The organism is Pseudomonas sp. NPDC087697 (assembly GCF_044743155.1).
Taxonomy (GTDB): domain Bacteria; phylum Pseudomonadota; class Gammaproteobacteria; order Pseudomonadales; family Pseudomonadaceae; genus Aquipseudomonas.
In genome coordinates this window covers 1-17,027 of the sequence record NZ_JBIUVW010000053.1, presented here as the reverse complement: position 1 = coordinate 17,027, position 17,027 = coordinate 1, and the positions used below count along the sequence as shown (strand labels likewise).

At 60.5% G+C, this 17,027-nt stretch carries 13 protein-coding genes; 4 read left to right on the top strand and 9 right to left on the bottom strand.

The window, feature by feature from the left end; all coding sequences use genetic code 11:
• Window positions 1–41: 41 nt before the first annotated feature.
• The 6 genes from ACIPIN_RS25920 to ACIPIN_RS25895 form a co-directional block, all read right to left on the bottom strand.
• Window positions 42–1,244 carry an HlyD family efflux transporter periplasmic adaptor subunit gene (locus tag ACIPIN_RS25920; protein ID WP_401123772.1) on the bottom strand — a complete coding sequence of 401 codons (1,203 nt, stop codon included), beginning with the start codon at window positions 1,242–1,244 and terminating at the stop codon, window positions 42–44.
• A 15-nt stretch (window positions 1,245–1,259) separates the two neighbouring features.
• Complete coding sequence (locus ACIPIN_RS25915) at window positions 1,260–2,735, bottom strand: efflux transporter outer membrane subunit (RefSeq protein ID WP_401123770.1); 1,476 nt, start codon at window positions 2,733–2,735, stop codon at window positions 1,260–1,262.
• Window positions 2,732–3,205 carry a MarR family winged helix-turn-helix transcriptional regulator gene (locus ACIPIN_RS25910; protein ID WP_401123767.1) on the bottom strand — a complete coding sequence of 158 codons (474 nt, stop codon included), beginning with the start codon at window positions 3,203–3,205 and terminating at the stop codon, window positions 2,732–2,734. The genes ACIPIN_RS25915 and ACIPIN_RS25910 overlap by 4 nt, the downstream gene beginning before the upstream one ends.
• 196 nt (window positions 3,206–3,401) lie before the next feature.
• Complete coding sequence (locus ACIPIN_RS25905; protein WP_401123764.1) at window positions 3,402–7,073, bottom strand: translocation/assembly module TamB domain-containing protein; 3,672 nt, start codon at window positions 7,071–7,073, stop codon at window positions 3,402–3,404.
• Window positions 7,070–8,797, bottom strand: coding sequence for an autotransporter assembly complex family protein (locus tag ACIPIN_RS25900; RefSeq protein ID WP_401123761.1), 1,728 nt, complete (start codon window positions 8,795–8,797; stop codon window positions 7,070–7,072). Before ACIPIN_RS25900 ends, ACIPIN_RS25905 begins: the two co-directional genes overlap by 4 nt.
• Before the next feature lie 65 nt (window positions 8,798–8,862).
• Window positions 8,863–9,513 (bottom strand): GNAT family N-acetyltransferase, encoded by a 651-nt coding sequence (locus ACIPIN_RS25895; protein WP_401123759.1) that lies wholly within the window; start codon window positions 9,511–9,513, stop codon window positions 8,863–8,865.
• Between the two features lie 324 nt (window positions 9,514–9,837).
• On the opposite strand from ACIPIN_RS25895, the gene xthA reads away from it, so the two are divergent.
• From xthA to ACIPIN_RS25875, 4 genes are all read left to right on the top strand, one after another.
• A complete protein-coding gene (gene xthA / locus ACIPIN_RS25890) occupies window positions 9,838–10,650 on the top strand; it encodes an exodeoxyribonuclease III (RefSeq protein ID WP_401123757.1) in 813 nt (270 codons plus the stop codon).
• 154 nt (window positions 10,651–10,804) lie between these two features.
• The gene (locus ACIPIN_RS25885) at window positions 10,805–11,545 is read left to right on the top strand and encodes a response regulator (RefSeq protein WP_401123754.1); all 741 of its coding nucleotides are present in this window, start codon (window positions 10,805–10,807) and stop codon (window positions 11,543–11,545) included.
• Entirely contained in the window at window positions 11,542–12,858 is a 1,317-nt protein-coding gene (locus ACIPIN_RS25880; protein ID WP_401123752.1) for a sensor histidine kinase, read from the top strand. Before ACIPIN_RS25885 ends, ACIPIN_RS25880 begins: the two co-directional genes overlap by 4 nt.
• A gap of 187 nt (window positions 12,859–13,045) precedes the next feature.
• Window positions 13,046–13,723: a hypothetical protein gene (locus tag ACIPIN_RS25875; RefSeq protein ID WP_401123749.1), complete on the top strand. Its 678-nt coding sequence runs from the start codon at window positions 13,046–13,048 to the stop codon at window positions 13,721–13,723.
• A 120-nt stretch (window positions 13,724–13,843) separates the two neighbouring features.
• On the opposite strand, the gene ACIPIN_RS25870 is transcribed toward ACIPIN_RS25875, so the two are convergent.
• The 3 genes from ACIPIN_RS25870 to ACIPIN_RS25860 all read right to left on the bottom strand — a co-directional run.
• Window positions 13,844–15,088, bottom strand: coding sequence for a lipoprotein-releasing ABC transporter permease subunit (locus ACIPIN_RS25870; protein WP_401123747.1), 1,245 nt, complete (start codon window positions 15,086–15,088; stop codon window positions 13,844–13,846).
• Window positions 15,089–15,154: 66 nt separating this feature from the next.
• The gene (gene lolD, locus ACIPIN_RS25865; protein ID WP_167368529.1) at window positions 15,155–15,838 is read right to left on the bottom strand and encodes a lipoprotein-releasing ABC transporter ATP-binding protein LolD; all 684 of its coding nucleotides are present in this window, start codon (window positions 15,836–15,838) and stop codon (window positions 15,155–15,157) included.
• 7 nt (window positions 15,839–15,845) lie between these two features.
• A partial coding sequence (locus ACIPIN_RS25860; RefSeq protein ID WP_401123744.1) for a lipoprotein-releasing ABC transporter permease subunit occupies window positions 15,846–17,027 on the bottom strand: 1,182 nt, incomplete at its 5' end.

Here is a 17,027-nt window from a genome sequence, read left to right as displayed (position 1 = left end):
GTCGCTGCGGCCGTTATGGCCGCAGCTGACGGATTGGCGAATCAGCGTTGAGCGGTTTTGCTCGCCACTGAACTGTTGTCATGAATCAGACGGGTGATCATCGCGTCGGCGTCAGCCAACTGACGGTCGTAGACGTTGGTGCTGAACGAGGCCTTTTGCGGCGGCTGTTGCGCCAGTACCGGACCGCTCTGGTCACGCAGGTTGACGTTGACCATCGTCGACAGACCAACCCGCAAAGGGTGCTCGGCCAGTTGCTCGGCGTTGATATGAATCCGCACCGGCACCCGTTGAACGATCTTGATCCAGTTACCGGTAGCGTTTTGCGCTGGCAGCAAGGCAAACGCGCTGCCGGTCCCGGCGCCGAGGCTGTCGATGGTGCCGTTGTATTTCACTCCGCTGCCGTAGAGATCGGCTTCAATGTCCACCGGCTGACCGATGCGCATGTCACGCAGTTGGGTTTCCTTGAAGTTGGCGTCGATCCACAGTTGATCCAGCGGGATCACCGCCATCAGCGCGGTGCCCGGCTGAACCCGTTGACCGAGCTGCACGGTGCGTTTGGCGACGTAACCGGTGACCGGCGCAATCAGCGTGCTGCGGGCGTTGGTCAGGTAAGCCTGGCGCACTTGTGCGGCGGCAGCCTGAACGTCCGGGTGGGATGAAACCACGGTGTCGTCGACCAGCGCGCTGGTGGTGGCAAGTTGCTGCTGAGCATTGGACAGGGCGTTTTGCGCCGAGGTCAGGTCATCCCGAGCGTGGGACAGCTCTTCCTGGGAGATCGCCCCGCCCGCCGCCAGGTTCTTGCGGCGGTTGAAGTTGTCCTGAGCCTTTTGCACTTCAGCTTTCTGTGCATTGACCTGGGCTTTCATGCCGTCAACGTTGCTGTACAGGCCGCGCACCTGGCGCACGGTGCGGGCCAAATTGGCCTGGGCACTTTGCAGACCGACTTGTGCGTCGTTCGGGTCGAAGTTGACCAGCACCTGGCCTTCGTGGACCAGATCGCCGTCGTCGGCGCCGATGCTGACAACCGTGCCGGTGACCAGCGGCGTGATTTCCACCACGTTGCCGTTGACGTAGGCATCGTCGGTGCTTTCGTTCCAGCGTCCGTAGAGTTCGTGCCAGCCCCAGACACCGAGGCCGCCAACAATCACCAGGATCGCCAGCACCAGCAGCATGAATTTGCGTTTGCCTGGATTGCCCGTGTCTTGGGCATTTTCAGGGGTTGCGTTGGTTTCGACAGTGGCCATGACAAATACCTTGAATTATTGATTCAGCGTGGCGGGCGCTGGGGATGGAGTGGCCGCGGCCAGGGTGTCGGCTTGAAACCCGCCGCCCAGTGCCTGCATCAGTTGAATCGACAGATCAATCTGCTCGGCATTCAGGTTCGCCAGCTGACGCTGGGTCTGGAGCAATTGCTGCTCGATGCTGAGCACGTCCAGGTAGTTACCGATTCCGGAACCGTAACGCTGGACCACCGTGTTGTAAGAGTCCTGGGCAATGTCGGTGGCGTGTTGCTGCGCGCCGATCTGCCGGCCAATGTCACGCAACTGAGAAATCGTGTCGCTGACATCCCCCAACGCTTTCACCAGCGTCTTGTTGTACTGCGCGACGGCGAGGTCATAGTCGGCGTCCCGTGCATCAAGGTTGGCGCGCAAGCGGCCGCCATCGAAGATCGGTAACGACACGGTGGGCATAATGTTGAAAAAGCGGCTCGCCGAGCCAAACAGGGCATCACCCAACAACGACTCGGTACCAGCGGCGGCACTCAGGTTGAGGTTCGGATAGAACTTTGTTTTACCGGCGTCGATGTTTTTGCTCGCTGCCTCGACCCGCCAGCGTGCAGCGATCAGGTCTGGGCGACGACCGAGCAACTCGGCCGGCAGCGTCGATGGCAACGCCACGGCGCTGGCCTGAAGGACTTTCGGCCGGGCAATTTCATTGCCGCGATCCGGGCCTTTTCCAAGCAGCACGGCCAGGGCGATTTTCGCGCTCTGAAGGGTCTTTTCAGCGTCGATCAACGCGGCTTCGGAGCTGGCTTCCAGGCTTTCGGTTTGCTGGTACTGGTATTGGCTGTCGATGCCGGAGCTCAGCCGGAGCTTGCTCAGATCGAGCATTTGCCGGGTGCGCTTGAGGTCGTCGTTTGCCAGGTCATAGACGATATGGGCCTGACCCAGATTGCTGTAAGCGCGGGCAACATCGGCTGACAAGGTCAGTTGCGCGGCTTGCTGATCGACTTCGGCAGCACGGGCCTGGCCCAGCGCCGCTTCCCAGGTGGCACGCTGGCCGCCCCAAAGGTCGAAGGTGTAATTGAAGCTGGCGCCAATGCTGCGCACCGTAGAGTAGGTGCCGCCCACTCCGGTCGGGTCCTTGTCACGGGCCAGACGCGAACGGCTGACGCTGGCGCTGGCATCGAGGGTCGGCATCCGCGCGGCGTCGGCAGCATAGGCGGCAGCGCTTGCCTGGTGGGCACGGGCGTCGGCGATCTGCATGTCAGGGCTGTCGTGCAGGGCTTCGCGGATCAGACCGTCGAGCTGAGGGTCACCGAGGCTTTTCCACCAGTCGCTTTTCGGCCAGGCCGCAGGCGACAGGGTTACACCGCTGAGGGACTGCCCGGCCTTGAGGGTTTTCGCATCAAGGCTCACGCCTTGGGTGTTCAGGCCGCTGTAACTGGCGCAACCGGCCAGGCTCATGGCCAACAGCACCAGGCTGAGGCCGGTACGCAAGGTTTTACTGCTCATTTGTCACCTACCCGCAGCAAAGTGATCGAGTCACCGGCCGCCAGCAAAATTTTCTTCAGGATCTGCTCCAGGGTTTTCAACTCTTCCGGAGTAATGGCGCCTGCCAGTTCGTTCATCGCCTCGGCACCGATGTGCGGCAGACGGTCGGCCAGCTTCTGGCCTTCCTCGGTCAGCACCAGTTGCACCTGACGGCGGTCGCCTTCGGAGCGTTGACGGGAGAGAAAACCCTTCTGTTCCAGACGATCGAGCATGCGGGTCATCGAGCCGCTGTCCAGCGACAGGTGCCGACATAACTCGGCCGGCGTGTCGACGCCGAACTGGGCCATGATGATCAGCACCTTGAACTGCGCGGCGGTGATGCCGTGAGGTTCCATGTGCGTGTCGATGATCCGGTCCTTGAGCAACGCGGCGCGCCCGAGCAAGAGACCGAGGTGGCAATTCTGGAATTCGTCTGGAGTGAAATGCTTCATCTGACCACCCGTTAGCTGCCTAGGCAGGGAATGTATGTCCAGATGTTACTGCCTAGGCAGCGAATGTCAACGTAATAGTTAGGTGGCTTTGTAATCAGGTGATAAATGGCACTGAGGAAGTGCTGCAGGATTGGACATTGCGGTGACTGATACACCGCCTTCGCGAGCAACGCGGTCTTTGTGAAGGAACGGGGGGTTAGAAATCCCGTTTGTAGAAGATATCCAGCGAACTGGCGATACCGCTGGCGGCCTCCAGGTAGACCATTTTGCTCAGCTTGTAGCGCAGTGCGATGGTGTTGGCCGGTTCGAATACGCCGACGCCATAACGCAAACTGAGTTTTTCGGAGAGGTTGCCGCTGGCCACCACGCTGGTGGTGGTGCCGCTGCCTTGGGTGTCGAGCTGGAAGTCCTGAATACCCAAATCCTTGGCCAAACTGCCGGTCAGATCGGAACTGCCCATCAAACCCAATCCCAGCGCGGCTTGAGCGAGCATGTTGTTGTCTTCGCCGTTGCTGCTCAGCGGACGCCCGAGCACCAGATAGGACAACGCCTGCTCCTGGCTCATCGCCGGCTCCGAGAGGATCTGCGTGGTCGGCTGCTCGGCGCTGCCGCTCAGGCGAATACCGGCGATCACGTCGTCCGTCTGGCGCACCGCTTCGATGTCCAGATACGGCTGATCGATGGGACCGGCGAACAACAGCCGCGCACGCCGTACCGTCAAGCGCTGGCCGTAAGCGCGATAACGGCCATCGTTGAGCCAGAGCTCGCCGCGGGTGTCCATGTTGTCACCGATGTGCACCTGGCCTTGCAGGTTGGCGGTCAGACCGAAACCGGCAAAGCTGAGCTTCTCCTCGCCCACCACCACATCGATGTCCATTGCCATGGCCATCGGCGGTTTGCCCTCTTCAGTCTGGTGGCCGACGATCACCGTGTCATCGGAGACCTTGACCGTCGACGGCGGCAACTCACGCACGGTAATCTCGCCCTTGGGCACCCGCACTTTGCCGACAATCGCCAGTTTGTCGTTGTTGATCGAGATTTTCAGGTCCGGCGCCACCTCCAGCGCGGCGTACGGCTCGACCGTGACCGGCAGTTGTGTGCCTTTGAGGCTCAGATCCACCACCAACGCCTGACCCCAGGAAACATGCCCGCTCAAGCTGCCCTGCCCGGCCTTGCCGCTTTTCCAGCCGCCGTTGAGCTGCACGCTCTCGCCGGCAATCTGCGCCTGAAGCTGCAACGCCTCGAAACGCGTCGGCAGTTGCGGCCCGGAGATTTCACCGTCGCTGAGGGTCAGGTTGCCATTGACCTGCGGAGCCAACAGCCCGCCAGACAAACTGCCGCTGCCATTCAAGCGCCCGGTCAGTTTTTCGACCATCGGCACGAACGGTCGCGCCACCGACAGGTCCAGACCGTTCAGACGGAACGAGCCGCTCAGGGGTTTGCTCTTGGGTAATGGATTGATCTGCGCCTGAACCATCAGCTCACCCAACTTGCCGCCGACGAAATCGAGCTGCGTGTCGATGCGTTTCGGGTTGAGGGTACTGGTCAGTTTCAGCGTCTGGTAAGGGAAATCCAGCCACTGATCCTTTTCCTTCATGCGCAGCGTGCCTCCGCTGGCATCGACCATGATCTGGCCTTTCGGGCCGCTGGCCGGAAGGTCGAGTTGCACATCGGCGTTGAGTTTGCCCTGCCAGGCGAAGTCTTTCGGCAGCCATTGCGCGAGGCTGTCGATCGGGAACTGCTTGAGGTGGTAACGCAGTTTCGGCTCGGGCATCAGCCGCTGGTCTTCACCGCACAGGCTGGCCGGCCCGGACATCCAGCAATGGGCGCCGAAGGTCAGCTTGCCATCGGTCAGGCGTTCGATTTTTGCCGGACTTTGCAGCTTCCAGTCCTGACCGCCGGCCTGTATGTCGCCAATGGCCAAGCGTCCGCGCCAATTGCCTTTATCCAGGCTGCCATCGAGGCCCAGCGCCAGTTTCAGCAACGGACCTTGCAGGTCCAGTTGCAGCTTCTGGCTTTTGATATCGCCCAGGCCGCTGGCGGTCAGCGTGCCCAATGAGTTGCCGCCAACCTGAATGCCGCTGCCCTTGAGGTTGATCTTCGCCCGTTGCGCGCTGTCGAGGTTGGCGTCGAGGTTCAGGCTTTGCAGGCGATTGTCGTCGAATGCCAGTTGCACACCTTGCAGGCTGAGTTTGCCTTGCGGTGCCTTGAGGCTGCCGGCAACATCGACCCGACCGTTAAGCTGACCGCGCAACTGCGGCCAGAGCTGGCCGAGACGCGGTGCCTTGATGTCGATCTGGCCGACAAGTTTCTGTTGCAGGCTGGCGCTGCCGTCAATGCGGTTGTCGCCCAGACGGATGTGCAGCGCACTCAGGCTCCAGCGTTCACCCGTGCCGTCGGCCTTGGCTTGCAATATCGCCGGCTGACCACGCAGTTTGCCCTTGAGGTCGAGGTCGGCATTGAGGCTCAGTTGTTCATTTTTCATTTCACCCTTGCTACGCAAGGGGCCGGCCAGGGTTCCCGGCAGTTCCGCCAGCCAATACGCGGGGTTGATCGCCGACAGATCCAGCGCGGTGTCCCAGGCGATGCCGTCGGCGAATTGCAGGTTCAGATGGCCTTCAGCCTTGCCTTGCCCGGCGACCAGTTTGAATTCCGGTAGAAAGACTTTCGTCAGGTCGCCGCTGAACGGGCTGCTCAGGCTGAACGCTCCGGCCGGGCCATCGAGCGCCGCCTTGAAGTTGCCCAGATAGTTACCGTCGCGGTAAGACACTTCACCATTGAAACTGCGCAGCGCCACCTGAGGTTCGGCGATCAGCGGGTAAAGCCGATGCCACGGGAAGTCCAGCCAATCGATTTTCGCCTCGGCACTCAGCCCTTCGGACCAATCGAGCTGCCCGCTCAATTTCAGGTTTTGCTTGTCGTTGGCGCTCAGATCAAGCCCGGCGATCTGCGCGCCCTTGGCGTCGACCTTGCCTTGCAACAGCAATGCGACCGGGCCCTGCTCGGCCGGTAATGTGGCCTTGCCGAGCAACTGGTAACCGTTTTTCAGGTCGCCGTTGCCGGTCAGTTCCAACTGATTGAGCTGCAAAGTGTCCGGCAAGTCGGCGCTGGCCTTGAAGCCATCGGCGGTAATCCGCACTTTGGCCGGCAAATTTTCCACCAGCGGCTGCAGCTCGCCCGTCAGTTGGCCTTGCAGATAGCCGCTGCTGTCGGCGTTGAGGCTCAGGGTTTTCAGTAAGTCGCCATCAATCTTCAGCGCCAGCGCCCAGGGTGTTTTACCCGGTGCTGGCAACGTCAGTTTGCCTGCGGCGCTGAGCGGCCAGTTGCCGGTCGGTTGCAGCAGCCCGGACAGGTCCAGGCTGAGGTCATCGCGCTGCAGGTGCACGGAATCGATCTGCAAGCCCTTGGCGGTCCAGTGCGCAGCCAGTTGCAGGTCTTTGAGCTGCTCACTGCCGTTGAGTGACAGACTACCGATTTGCACCTCGCCCAACTGGATTGCCACCGGCAGCTTCAGCTCGGGCAGGCTGATCGGCCCGCTGCTGGCTTCACTGCTCGGGGCAAATTGCAGAATGACCTGTTCGGCCTTCAATTGCTCAATGCACACCGTCATGCGCAGCAGACACAGTGGCGACCAGGCAAACAGCGGTTTATTCAGCTCAACCCGACTGCCCGTTTGCTGCCAGAGCAGATGATCGGCGCTCCATTGGCCGCCCAGGCGACCCTGGAAATTTTCCACGGTCAAACCTGGCACCTGGCCCAAAGTCCAACGGCTGCCGGCTTGCGTTCCGAGCAAGACGCCGACTGTCAGCACCAGCAACACCACCAGCGAGAGCATCGCCAGCAGCGCTATTTTCAAACCACGCTTCACAGCTCAGGCCCCATGGAAAAGTGCAAACGAATACCACCGGGATCATCCAGCGCATGGGCCAGGTCGAGACGGATCGGCCCGACCGGCGAAACCCAGCGCACGCCGATACCGACCCCGGTCTTGAGGCTCGGCAGTTCCAGCGTGTTGAACGAGTTGCCCTGATCGACGAACGTTGCGATCCGCCATTTTTCGGCGATGGAATATTGATACTCGACGCTGCCAGCCACCATGTAACGCCCACCCACGCGATCGCCGTCGGAGTTTTTCGGGGACAAGCTCTGATAGTCGTAACCGCGCACGCTCTGATCGCCACCGGCGAAGAAGCGCAATGACGGCGGTACGGATTGATAGCCGTTGGTGGCCGTACCACCAAACTGCACGCGCCCCAGGAACCGATGGTTATCGAAGACCGTGGTCAAGCCTTTGAACAGCGCAGTGCCGTACAGCACGTTAGTGTCCGAGCCCAGTCCTTCCTTGGCGACTTTGCTGTCGAATTGCAGGCGATAGCCCTTGTGCGGGTCGATCCGGTTGTCACTGCGCAGGTAGGAAAAACTGATGCCGGGCATCAGCAGATTACTCAGGCCAGAGTCGTCGCCGAGGCGGTATTCCTCACGCTGCCATTTCAACGAAATCACCCGTTGCCAGCCGCTGGGCAACTTGCTGTGCCATTCAGGGCCCAGGGTCAGCAACTTGCTCAGGCTGTCGGTGTTGGCCAGCTCTTCATATTGATAACCACCGGCAAAGCGCAGTTTGTCGGTGAGCGGCGGATCCAGTGGCACGTCGTACCAGAGGCCGACGTTCTGCCGTGGCGCCGAGACTTCCGCTTCCCAGCCATAACTGTGACCTTCGGCGTTGACCCAGTGCCGGGTCCAGTTGGCCTTGGCCCGCGGCCCGACGTCAGTGGAGAAGCCCAGCCCCAGGCCCATGGTGCGCGGCTTGCGCGTGTCGAGTTTGACCGCCACCGGAATCACATCGTTGGCCGCAGCGGTCGGCGCTGCATCAACCCGCACCGCGTCGAAATAGCCGCTCGATTGCAACGCCTGATTGAGTTCGGCGATCAGCTCGGAGTCGTACGGGGCGCCGTTCTTGAACGGCACCATGCGTTGCAGCAACTCTTCGTCAAACGGCGTATCGCCAGTAAAACTGACCTTGCCCAAGGCATAACGCGGGCCGCTGTCGTAAATCAGTTCGATGTCCGCGACACCGGCCCGAGGGTCGACCAATAATTTCTGGCTGGTAAAATGTCCACTGAAAAAGCCGAAGCGCGAAGCCTGATTCTGGATCAACCGCTTGGCGTCTTCATAATGGCCGTGATTGAGCACAGCACCGGATTTGAGCAGGTCGCTCTTGGGCACACGAAAGGATTTGAGGGCCTCAGCCGGACCGTCGACACGAATGGTCACGTTGCGCAAACGCACCGGCTCGCCGGGGTCGATGTTCAACACCAACCGTGGCGACTTGCCGTTTTTGACTTCGCTTTCTATATGGGGCTGGTAATAACCCAAGGCCTGGGCGGCCTTGAGTGCCTGCTCTTCGGCGCCACGACGAAAGCGCAACAAGGCTTCTTCATCGCGGTCGCCCAAGCCGCCGATATAGCCCTCTATATTGGCCTTCAGCTCATCGTTGGACGGTTTGATCCTGACGTCCAATTCACTTTGCGCCAGGGCCGCTACGCTGCTGAACAGCACAAGCAAACCGCTGGTAATTCTTCCTGGAAACTTCATAGGCGCGGATGCTATCACGAGCGTGGGAGCGTGATAGAGCGAACAATCTGAACAAAAGTTCGACCTTAACCTGTTGCGCTGTGTAACACCTGCGGATTGGCGTGGAAAAACACGTGTTCGAGAATAGGCCCTACAGCAACCTCGCCAATTTCTTCATAACCCTGACGCTTATAGAACTCCAGATAACGCGGATTTCCCGTGTCGAGTACTACACCCTGGGAATGCTCATCGACGGCGCACCAGTTATGCACGGCCTCGAGCAACTGCTCGCCAAAGTGCTGGCCTTGAAACTCCGGATGAATCCCCAGCAACGGCAGAACGTGCACTGAGTCCGATGGCACGCAGGCCGCCACCGCCGCTTGGTACTCCAGATAACGTCGGGTACAACGCAATCCAGTGCTCAGTACCATCCGCAAGCGCCAGGCCCAGCTCTCGGTGATGCCCAGGCGACGTTGCGGCGGTGCGATCAGCGCGATGCCGATCAGCCGGTCATTGACCAGCAGACCGATCGCCGGCAATTCCTGCACAAAATGCTGTTCGACCAGTTCGCGTACCGTGGCCCGGATCCGGTGTTCGTAGCCAGGGCGCTCGGCTTCGAACAGAAACTTGAACGTCGGCTCATGCCGATAGGCGTGGTACAGCAAAGAGCGTGCTTCGTGCGAATAGCCACTGTCGAGCCTATGAACATCGGCAATCACGTTAGAGGTTTCAGGCATGACGGTCTATCTCCCCCGTTGAAATGCGGTGCAGGACTGCTCCCGTAGCAGCTGTCGAGCCTGCGAGGCTGCGTTCGGCTGCGAAGCAGTCGTTGAACCAGACAGCGCGTTCCTCCAGATAGAACGTCGATCCAGGATCTGCGAGGACTTCGTCCTCGAACGCAGCCTCGCAGGCTCGGCAGCTGCTACAAGGGTTAGTACGAACCCGGAGCTGCGGTGATCGTTCCCACACTAAAGGACATTAGCAGTGCATCTGACCTACCGCCATGCTGGCCCCCGTCCTACATGTCAGCTAGCATCGCAGTTTTGCCAGGACTGCCGACCATGAAGATCGTCTCGTTCAACATCAATGGCCTTCGCGCCCGCCCTCATCAGCTGGCGGCACTGATCGAGAAGCACCAGCCGGACGTCATCGGTTTGCAGGAAACCAAGGTGCATGACGACCAGTTCCCGCTCGCCGAGGTCCAGGCGCTGGGCTATCACGTGTATTACCACGGCCAAAAAGGCCATTACGGCGTCGCCCTGCTCTCGCGTCAGGAACCGCTTGCGCTGCACAAAGGCTTTGCCAGCGATGAAGAAGACGCCCAGCGCCGCTTCATCTGGGGCACGTTCGCCGATGCCAATGGCGTGCCGGTGACCATCATGAACGGCTATTTCCCACAAGGTGAAAACCGCGACCACCCGACCAAGTTCCCGGCCAAAGAGCGCTTCTACAACGACTTGCAGACGCTGCTCGAAACCCAATTTCGCAATGACCAGCCGCTGGTGGTGATGGGCGACGTGAACATTTCCCCGGAAGACTGCGACATCGGCATCGGCCCGGACAACATGAAGCGCTGGCTGAAAACCGGCAAATGCAGCTTCTTGCCGGAAGAGCGCGAGTGGATGGCCCGCTTGAAGAACTGGGGCCTGGTGGACAGCTTCCGGCACCTGAACCCGGACGTAACGGATCGCTTCAGCTGGTTCGACTACCGCAGCCGCGGCTTTGAAGACGAGCCCAAGCGCGGCCTGCGCATCGACTTGATCATGGCGTCCCAAGGACTGTTGCCACGGATCAAGGCCGCCGGGGTCGACTACGAACTGCGCGGCATGGAAAAACCATCGGATCATGCGCCGATCTGGCTTGAACTGAGCTGATTCGTAGCCCATTGGTTGACATGGGGCAACGTGTGATTTTTGCTTCCCTGTGTATCCAGGTCACGCCAGATACACTGCAATACAAAGGCCTGCGGGCAAGCACATCAAGGCTCGGTAGACTGCGCGACAACCGCATACAGCCAGAGGTGAGGCAATGGATCATGTCGATCACATTCTGATCGTCGATGACGATCGCGAGATCAGGGAGCTGATAGGCAACTATCTGAAGAAGAATGGTTTGCGAACCACGGTGGTCGCCGATGGGCGCCAGATGCGTTCCTTCCTTGAGACAACACCGGTCGACCTGATTGTGCTCGATATCATGATGCCTGGCGACGACGGTCTGCTGCTGTGCCGCGAACTGCGCGCCGGCAAACACAAGGCCACGCCGGTGCTGATGCTCACCGCCCGCAGCGACGAAACCGACCGCATCATCGGCCTTGAGATGGGCGCCGACGATTATCTGGTCAAACCGTTCGCCGCCCGTGAGTTGCTGGCCCGCATCAATGCAGTTTTGCGGCGTACAAGGATGCTGCCGCCTAACCTTGTGGTCACCGAAAGTGGCCGCCTGCTGGGTTTCGGCCGCTGGCGCCTGGACACCTCGGCCCGTCACTTGCTGGATGAGGACGACACCATGGTCGCCCTGAGTGGCGCCGAATACCGCCTGCTGCGGGTTTTTCTCGATCACCCGCAGCGCGTGCTCAACCGCGACCAGTTGCTCAACCTGACTCAAGGCCGCGACGCCGATCTGTTCGACCGCTCGATCGACTTGCTCGTGAGCCGTCTGCGCCAACGCCTGCTGGATGATGCCCGCGAACCGGCCTACATCAAGACCGTGCGCAGCGAGGGTTATGTGTTCTCCCTGCCGGTGGGAATCCTCGGTGCTCCATCATGAGTTTCTCGCTGCGATGGCCACGCACGCTGGCGTCGCGGCTCTCGCTGATCTTTCTGATCGGCCTGATTCTGGCTCAGGGTCTGTCCTTCGGCGCTCAATATTACGAGCGCTACCAGAGCGCGAAATCGACGATGCTCGGCAATCTGGTCAACGACGTTGCCACCTCGATTGCGATCCTTGAGCGCTTGCCGGTCCAAGAGCGTGCGAGCTGGTTGCAACGCCTGGAGCGGCGCAATTATGGCTACCTGCTGAGCGAGGGCGAGCCCGGCGTGCCGATGCGACAGGACGAGGTTCCGGTCTCCGTGCGTTCCATCGAAGATGCCGTCGGTCATGACTTTTCGTTGACGTTTACCGACATCCCCGGCCCCCGGAAACATTTTCAGGCGCACCTGCGACTGTCCGATGGCAACCCACTGACGATCGACGTCAGACCGTCGATCATGCCCCTCTCACCGTGGCTGCCGGTGGTTCTGCTGGGCCAGTTGCTGCTGTTGATCGGCTGTACCTGGCTGGCGGTGAGAATTGCCATCCGCCCTTTGACGCGCTTGTCCCGAGCCGTGGAAACCCTGGACCCCAATACCCAGCGCATTCACCTGGATGAAACCGGCCCGACCGAAGTCGCCTACGCCGCCGTGGCCTTCAATGCCATGCAGGAGCGCATCGCGGTTTATCTCAAGGAGCGGATGCAACTGCTGGCAGCCATTTCCCACGACCTGCAAACACCCATCACCCGCATGAAACTGCGGGCGGAATTCATGGACGACTCTGCCGAGAAAGACAAACTCTGGCAGGACCTGGAAGAAATCGAGCACCTGGTGCGTGAAGGCGTGGCCTATGCCCGCAGCGTGCATGGTGCGACCGAAGCCAGCTGTCGCATCAATCTGGATTCCTTTCTTGTCAGCCTGGTCTTCGACTATCAGGACATGGGCAAACAGGTACAACTGACCGACAGAAATGCCGCCGTGATCGATACCCGCCCGCACGCCCTGCGGCGCGTGCTGGCCAACCTGCTGGATAACGCCTTGAAGTTCACCGGTGCAGCAGAGCTGGCGGTGCATTCGAGCGGCGCAGGCCTGTCGATCAAGGTGCTGGATCGCGGGCCGGGGATCGCCGAAGACGAATTGGCCAAGGTCATGAAACCGTTCTATCGGGTCGAAAGCTCACGCAACCGCACCACCGGTGGCACCGGGTTGGGGCTAGCCATCGCCCAGCAACTGGCTCTGGCTATCGGCGGTTCGCTGACCCTGAGTCACCGCGAAGGCGGTGGCCTCTGCGCGGAACTCAAGCTGCCCCCCGCAACAGCTGATCGGTAGTTCGCACCAAGCCTGTGCGTTTCCCGCACTGTGTATCGCTCTGTATCTGCGGCCCCAGCGTATACACAACATTGCACAGCTGCGGGTTTCGGACACACTCGCTATACGACACCTTGCAAGACTTCTGTGGTCGGCCGGTCATCCGCACTATCCGGATGACGCAAGCCCTTCCAGCAGGAGCATTGCGATGAACACCCAAACCTCAACCCCACGCCTTCAAGGCTGGTCACTGTTCAGCCTGATCGTTGCGCTGATTCTGCTGATGACGGCGCTGATTCTGCTACTGAACCCGGACCTGCTCGAAGGCATCAGAAGCGCCATTCGGGCAACCGCCAGAAGCTCTTTCGCGTTGTTTCTCACGGCGTTCACGGCCTCGGCATTTGCCGTGTTGATCCCTGGCCCCTTGAGTAAATTCCTGGTGCGCGAGCGGCGGTTTATCGGCCTCGCCTTCGCGTTTTCCCATCTGGTACACGCCGTCCTGATCTACACCTATGGGCAGCTCAATCCAGAGTTCTGGCCGGGTCGCTCGACACTCGGCAACCTGCCAGGTTCGATCGGCTACGCCTTCATCCTGCTGATGGCGCTGACCACCTTCAAAGGACCGGCACGGCTGTTGGGCGCGAAAGCCTGGAAATCCCTGCACGTCACCGGTATGTGGGTCATCGCGGCAGTGTTCAGCCTTTCCAACCTCAAACGCATCCCGATGAGTGCGTGGTACCTCCTGCCCTTGTGCATCATGCTTTCAGCGATTGTGATCCGCGTCATGGGCAAGCGTGCGCGTGCCAGCAAACGTATACACGCCGATACAAAGCCGGACGGAAATTACGCCGACCGCCCCAGCTCGCCAGTCTCGCTCGAGCGTTGAATACCCGCGAGTACTGGGTGGCGGCGGCTTATGGCGAGGATGTTCACCGACGTTTGCAAAAGGAGCGATCGGCTGGTGACCCAGCCGATGCGTTTAGAGGGGTGTATGTATCTATGCCGATTACGAATAGCGCAACGCAGTCGCCGGCTCGATCTTCGCTGCGCGCCAGGCCGGGTACACCGTGGCCAGGAAGCTCATAATGAAGCCCGCCGAGCAGATCAGCAGCACATCACCGCCCTGCAGCTCCGATGGCAAGTTGCTGACGAAGTACACGTCGGAACTGAAGATATGCTGACCGGTCACACGCTCCAGCCAGCCCACCAGCTCACTCACGTTCAACGCGGCGATCACCCCGAGGACGCCGCCAATCAGTGTGCCGACGATGCCGATCACCGTGCCCTGAACCATGAAAATCGCCATGATCTGCCGAGGCGTGGCGCCGATGGTCCGCAGGATCGCGATGTCCGCGCCCTTGTCGTTCACCACCATGATCAAGGTGGCGATGATGTTGAACGCAGCGACCGCCACGATCATCAGCAGCAACAGGCCAATCATGGTTTTTTCCATTTTCATGGCGCTGAACAGACTGCCCTGAGTGTGGGTCCAGTCATCGGCCTTGAAATCGGCCCCCAGGCCGCCGGCGATGTCTGACGACACCTTGGGTGCGGCGTACAAGTCTTTCACCGCCAGGCGCACGCTTTGCACCTGATTCGGCTCCCAATGCTGCATTTGCGCCGCATCGGCGACATGAATCAGCGCCATCGAGCCATCCAGCTCCGCGCCGACCTTGAACACCCCGACCACATTCAGCCGCTGCATGCGCGGCGTGATGCCACCCGGCGCGGTGCTGACTTCCGGCACGATCAGGGTAATCTTGTCGCCGACGTTCAAGCGGAAGCGCCGTGCAGTGATTTCACCGACGACCACCCCGAACTCACCCGGCTTCAGGTCTTCCAGACGCCCCTGCACGATGTGCTGGGCGACGATGGACACCTTGCCCTCCTGCGCCGGATCAACGCCACTGATCTGGATCGGCTGCATCGAGCCCTTGTAGGACAGCATGCCCTCCATCTCGGTGAACGGAACGGCAGCCGTCACTTGCGGATTCTTCATGGCGGCAGCAGCCACGGGCTGCCAATCGTCGATCGGCTTGACGCCAACGATGGTCGCGTGGGGCACCATGCCGAGGATGCGCGAGCTCATTTCACGCTGGAAGCCGTTCATCACCGACAACACCACGATCATCGCCAGCACGCCCAGGGCGAGGCCGATCATCGAGGTCATCGAGATAAACGAAACAAAGCGATTGCGGCGCTTGGCGCGGGTGTAGCGCGTGCCGATAAAGATCGATAACGGTCTGAACATTCGCTGGGGCACCGTATAAAAATAAAAGACCCGACACGCTTTTCAGTCGTGCCGGGTTTCGGCCAATCAGATGGGTGTAAGGCGACCTTCCTGCAAGTGCAGGACGCGATCCATCTGGCGAGCCAGGTTCATGTCATGAGTCACCACCAGGAACGCGGTGCGCATCGAGGTGCTGAGTTCCAGCATCAAATCCTGAATACCCTGGGCGGTGTGGGAGTCGAGGTTGCCGGTCGGCTCATCGAGCATCACCAGCCCCGGCTTATTCACCAGGGCACGGGCGATGGCCACGCGCTGACGTTCACCACCGGACAGCTCGGCCGGTTTGTGTTCCAGACGATGACCCAGCCCTACCCGCTCCAGCAATGCCGTGGCGCGCTGACGGGCTTCCGGGATCGCAGTGCGGCCGATCAACAGCGGCATGCAGACGTTTTCCAGCGCGGTGAACTCGGGTAGCAAGTGGTGGAACTGATAAACGAAGCCCAGCGAGCGGTTACGCAGCAGGCCGCGGGCCTTTTCGTTGAGCGCCGACAGCTCTTCACCGGCCAGCCAGACACTGCCCTTGGTCGGCGTATCGAGGCCGCCGAGCAGGTTGAGCAAGGTACTCTTGCCGGAACCGGAGGTACCGACAATCGCCACGCGCTCACCCGGATGCAGCTCCAGCTGCAAACCGGACAACACCACCACCGATTCTGGGCCTTCCTCGTAGGATTTACCCAGATCGCGGCAACTCAAGACTGCTTTAGTACTCATACCCAAATCACTCATAACGTAGCGCCTCCGCAGGCTGGGTGCGCGCAGCACGCCAGGCTGGATACAGGGTGGCGAGGAAACTCAGGACCAACGCCGCGCCGCAGACCATCAACACGTCTTCAGCCATCAGTTGCGACGGCAGGTAGTCGATGAAGTACACATCAGCATTAAGGAATTTGTGCCCGATCAGGCCTTCGAGGGCGGAAATCGCGGCGCTGACATTCAGTGCGGCGAACATCCCGACCACGGCACCGATCGCCGTGCCGACCACACCGATCACCGTGCCCTGGACCATGAAGATCGCCATGATCTGGCCCGGCGTGGAACCGAGGGTCCGCAGGATCGCGATGTCGCCCTTCTTGTCGTTCACCACCATCACCAGCGTCGAGATGATGTTGAACGCGGCCACCGCAACGATCAGCAGCAACAGCAGACCGATCATGGCTTTTTCCATGCGGATCGCCTGATACAGATTGCCGTGGGTGCGGGTCCAGTCACGAGCGTAGTAATGGTTTTCACCCAGCTCCTGGGCGATGTTCCATGCGGTGCGAGGAGCCTGGAACAAGTCGTCGAACTTCAGTCGCAGGCCCTGGACCTGGTCCGGTTTCCAGCGATGCAGACGCGCCAGGTCATCAAGATTGGTCAAACCCAGGTAGCCGTCCAGCTCACCGGCGCCGACATGGAAAATGCCGACCACGGTGAAACGCTTCATCCGCGGGAACATCCCGGCCGGCGTCACGGTGACTTCCGGAGCGACGAAGGTCAGCTTGTCGCCAAGCCCGACGCCGAGTTTGGTCGCGGCCTTGTCACCGATCACGATGCCAAAGCTGCCTGGCGACAAGTCGTCGAGTTTGCCCTGCGTCATGAAATTGTCGATGATCGAGACTTTACGCTCCTGGACCGGGTCGACGGCATTGAGCAGGACTTTCTGCACCTGACCGTTATTGGTCAGCAAACCCTGCATCTGGGTGAACGGCGCAACCGCCACCACCTGCGGGTTCTGCTGGACCTTGACGGCCAGGCTTTGCCAGTCGCTGATGGGCTCACCGGACTCGATGGTCGCGTGGGGCACCATGCCCAGCACGCGGGTGCGCATCTCATGATCGAAGCCGTTCATCACCGACAGCACTACGATCATCACGACCACGCCAAGGGCGAGTCCGATCATCGAGGTCAGGGAAATGAATGA

What these genes read in the sequence shown, in the direction of transcription:
- ACIPIN_RS25900 (WP_401123761.1), bottom strand. Translation starts at nt 8,797, where the DNA reads ATGAAGTTTCCAGGAAGAATTACCAGCGGTTTGCTTGTGCTGTTCAGC.
- lolD (WP_167368529.1), bottom strand. Translation starts at nt 15,838, where the DNA reads ATGAGTACTAAAGCAGTCTTGAGTTGCCGCGATCTGGGTAAATCCTAC.
- ACIPIN_RS25870 (WP_401123747.1), bottom strand. Translation starts at nt 15,088, where the DNA reads ATGTTCAGACCGTTATCGATCTTTATCGGCACGCGCTACACCCGCGCC.
- ACIPIN_RS25875 (WP_401123749.1), top strand. Translation starts at nt 13,046, where the DNA reads ATGAACACCCAAACCTCAACCCCACGCCTTCAAGGCTGGTCACTGTTC.
- ACIPIN_RS25920 (WP_401123772.1), bottom strand. Translation starts at nt 1,244, where the DNA reads ATGGCCACTGTCGAAACCAACGCAACCCCTGAAAATGCCCAAGACACG.
- ACIPIN_RS25910 (WP_401123767.1), bottom strand. Translation starts at nt 3,205, where the DNA reads ATGAAGCATTTCACTCCAGACGAATTCCAGAATTGCCACCTCGGTCTC.
- ACIPIN_RS25915 (WP_401123770.1), bottom strand. Translation starts at nt 2,735, where the DNA reads ATGAGCAGTAAAACCTTGCGTACCGGCCTCAGCCTGGTGCTGTTGGCC.
- ACIPIN_RS25880 (WP_401123752.1), top strand. Translation starts at nt 11,542, where the DNA reads ATGAGTTTCTCGCTGCGATGGCCACGCACGCTGGCGTCGCGGCTCTCG.
- ACIPIN_RS25895 (WP_401123759.1), bottom strand. Translation starts at nt 9,513, where the DNA reads ATGCCTGAAACCTCTAACGTGATTGCCGATGTTCATAGGCTCGACAGT.
- xthA (WP_401123757.1), top strand. Translation starts at nt 9,838, where the DNA reads ATGAAGATCGTCTCGTTCAACATCAATGGCCTTCGCGCCCGCCCTCAT.
- ACIPIN_RS25885 (WP_401123754.1), top strand. Translation starts at nt 10,805, where the DNA reads ATGGATCATGTCGATCACATTCTGATCGTCGATGACGATCGCGAGATC.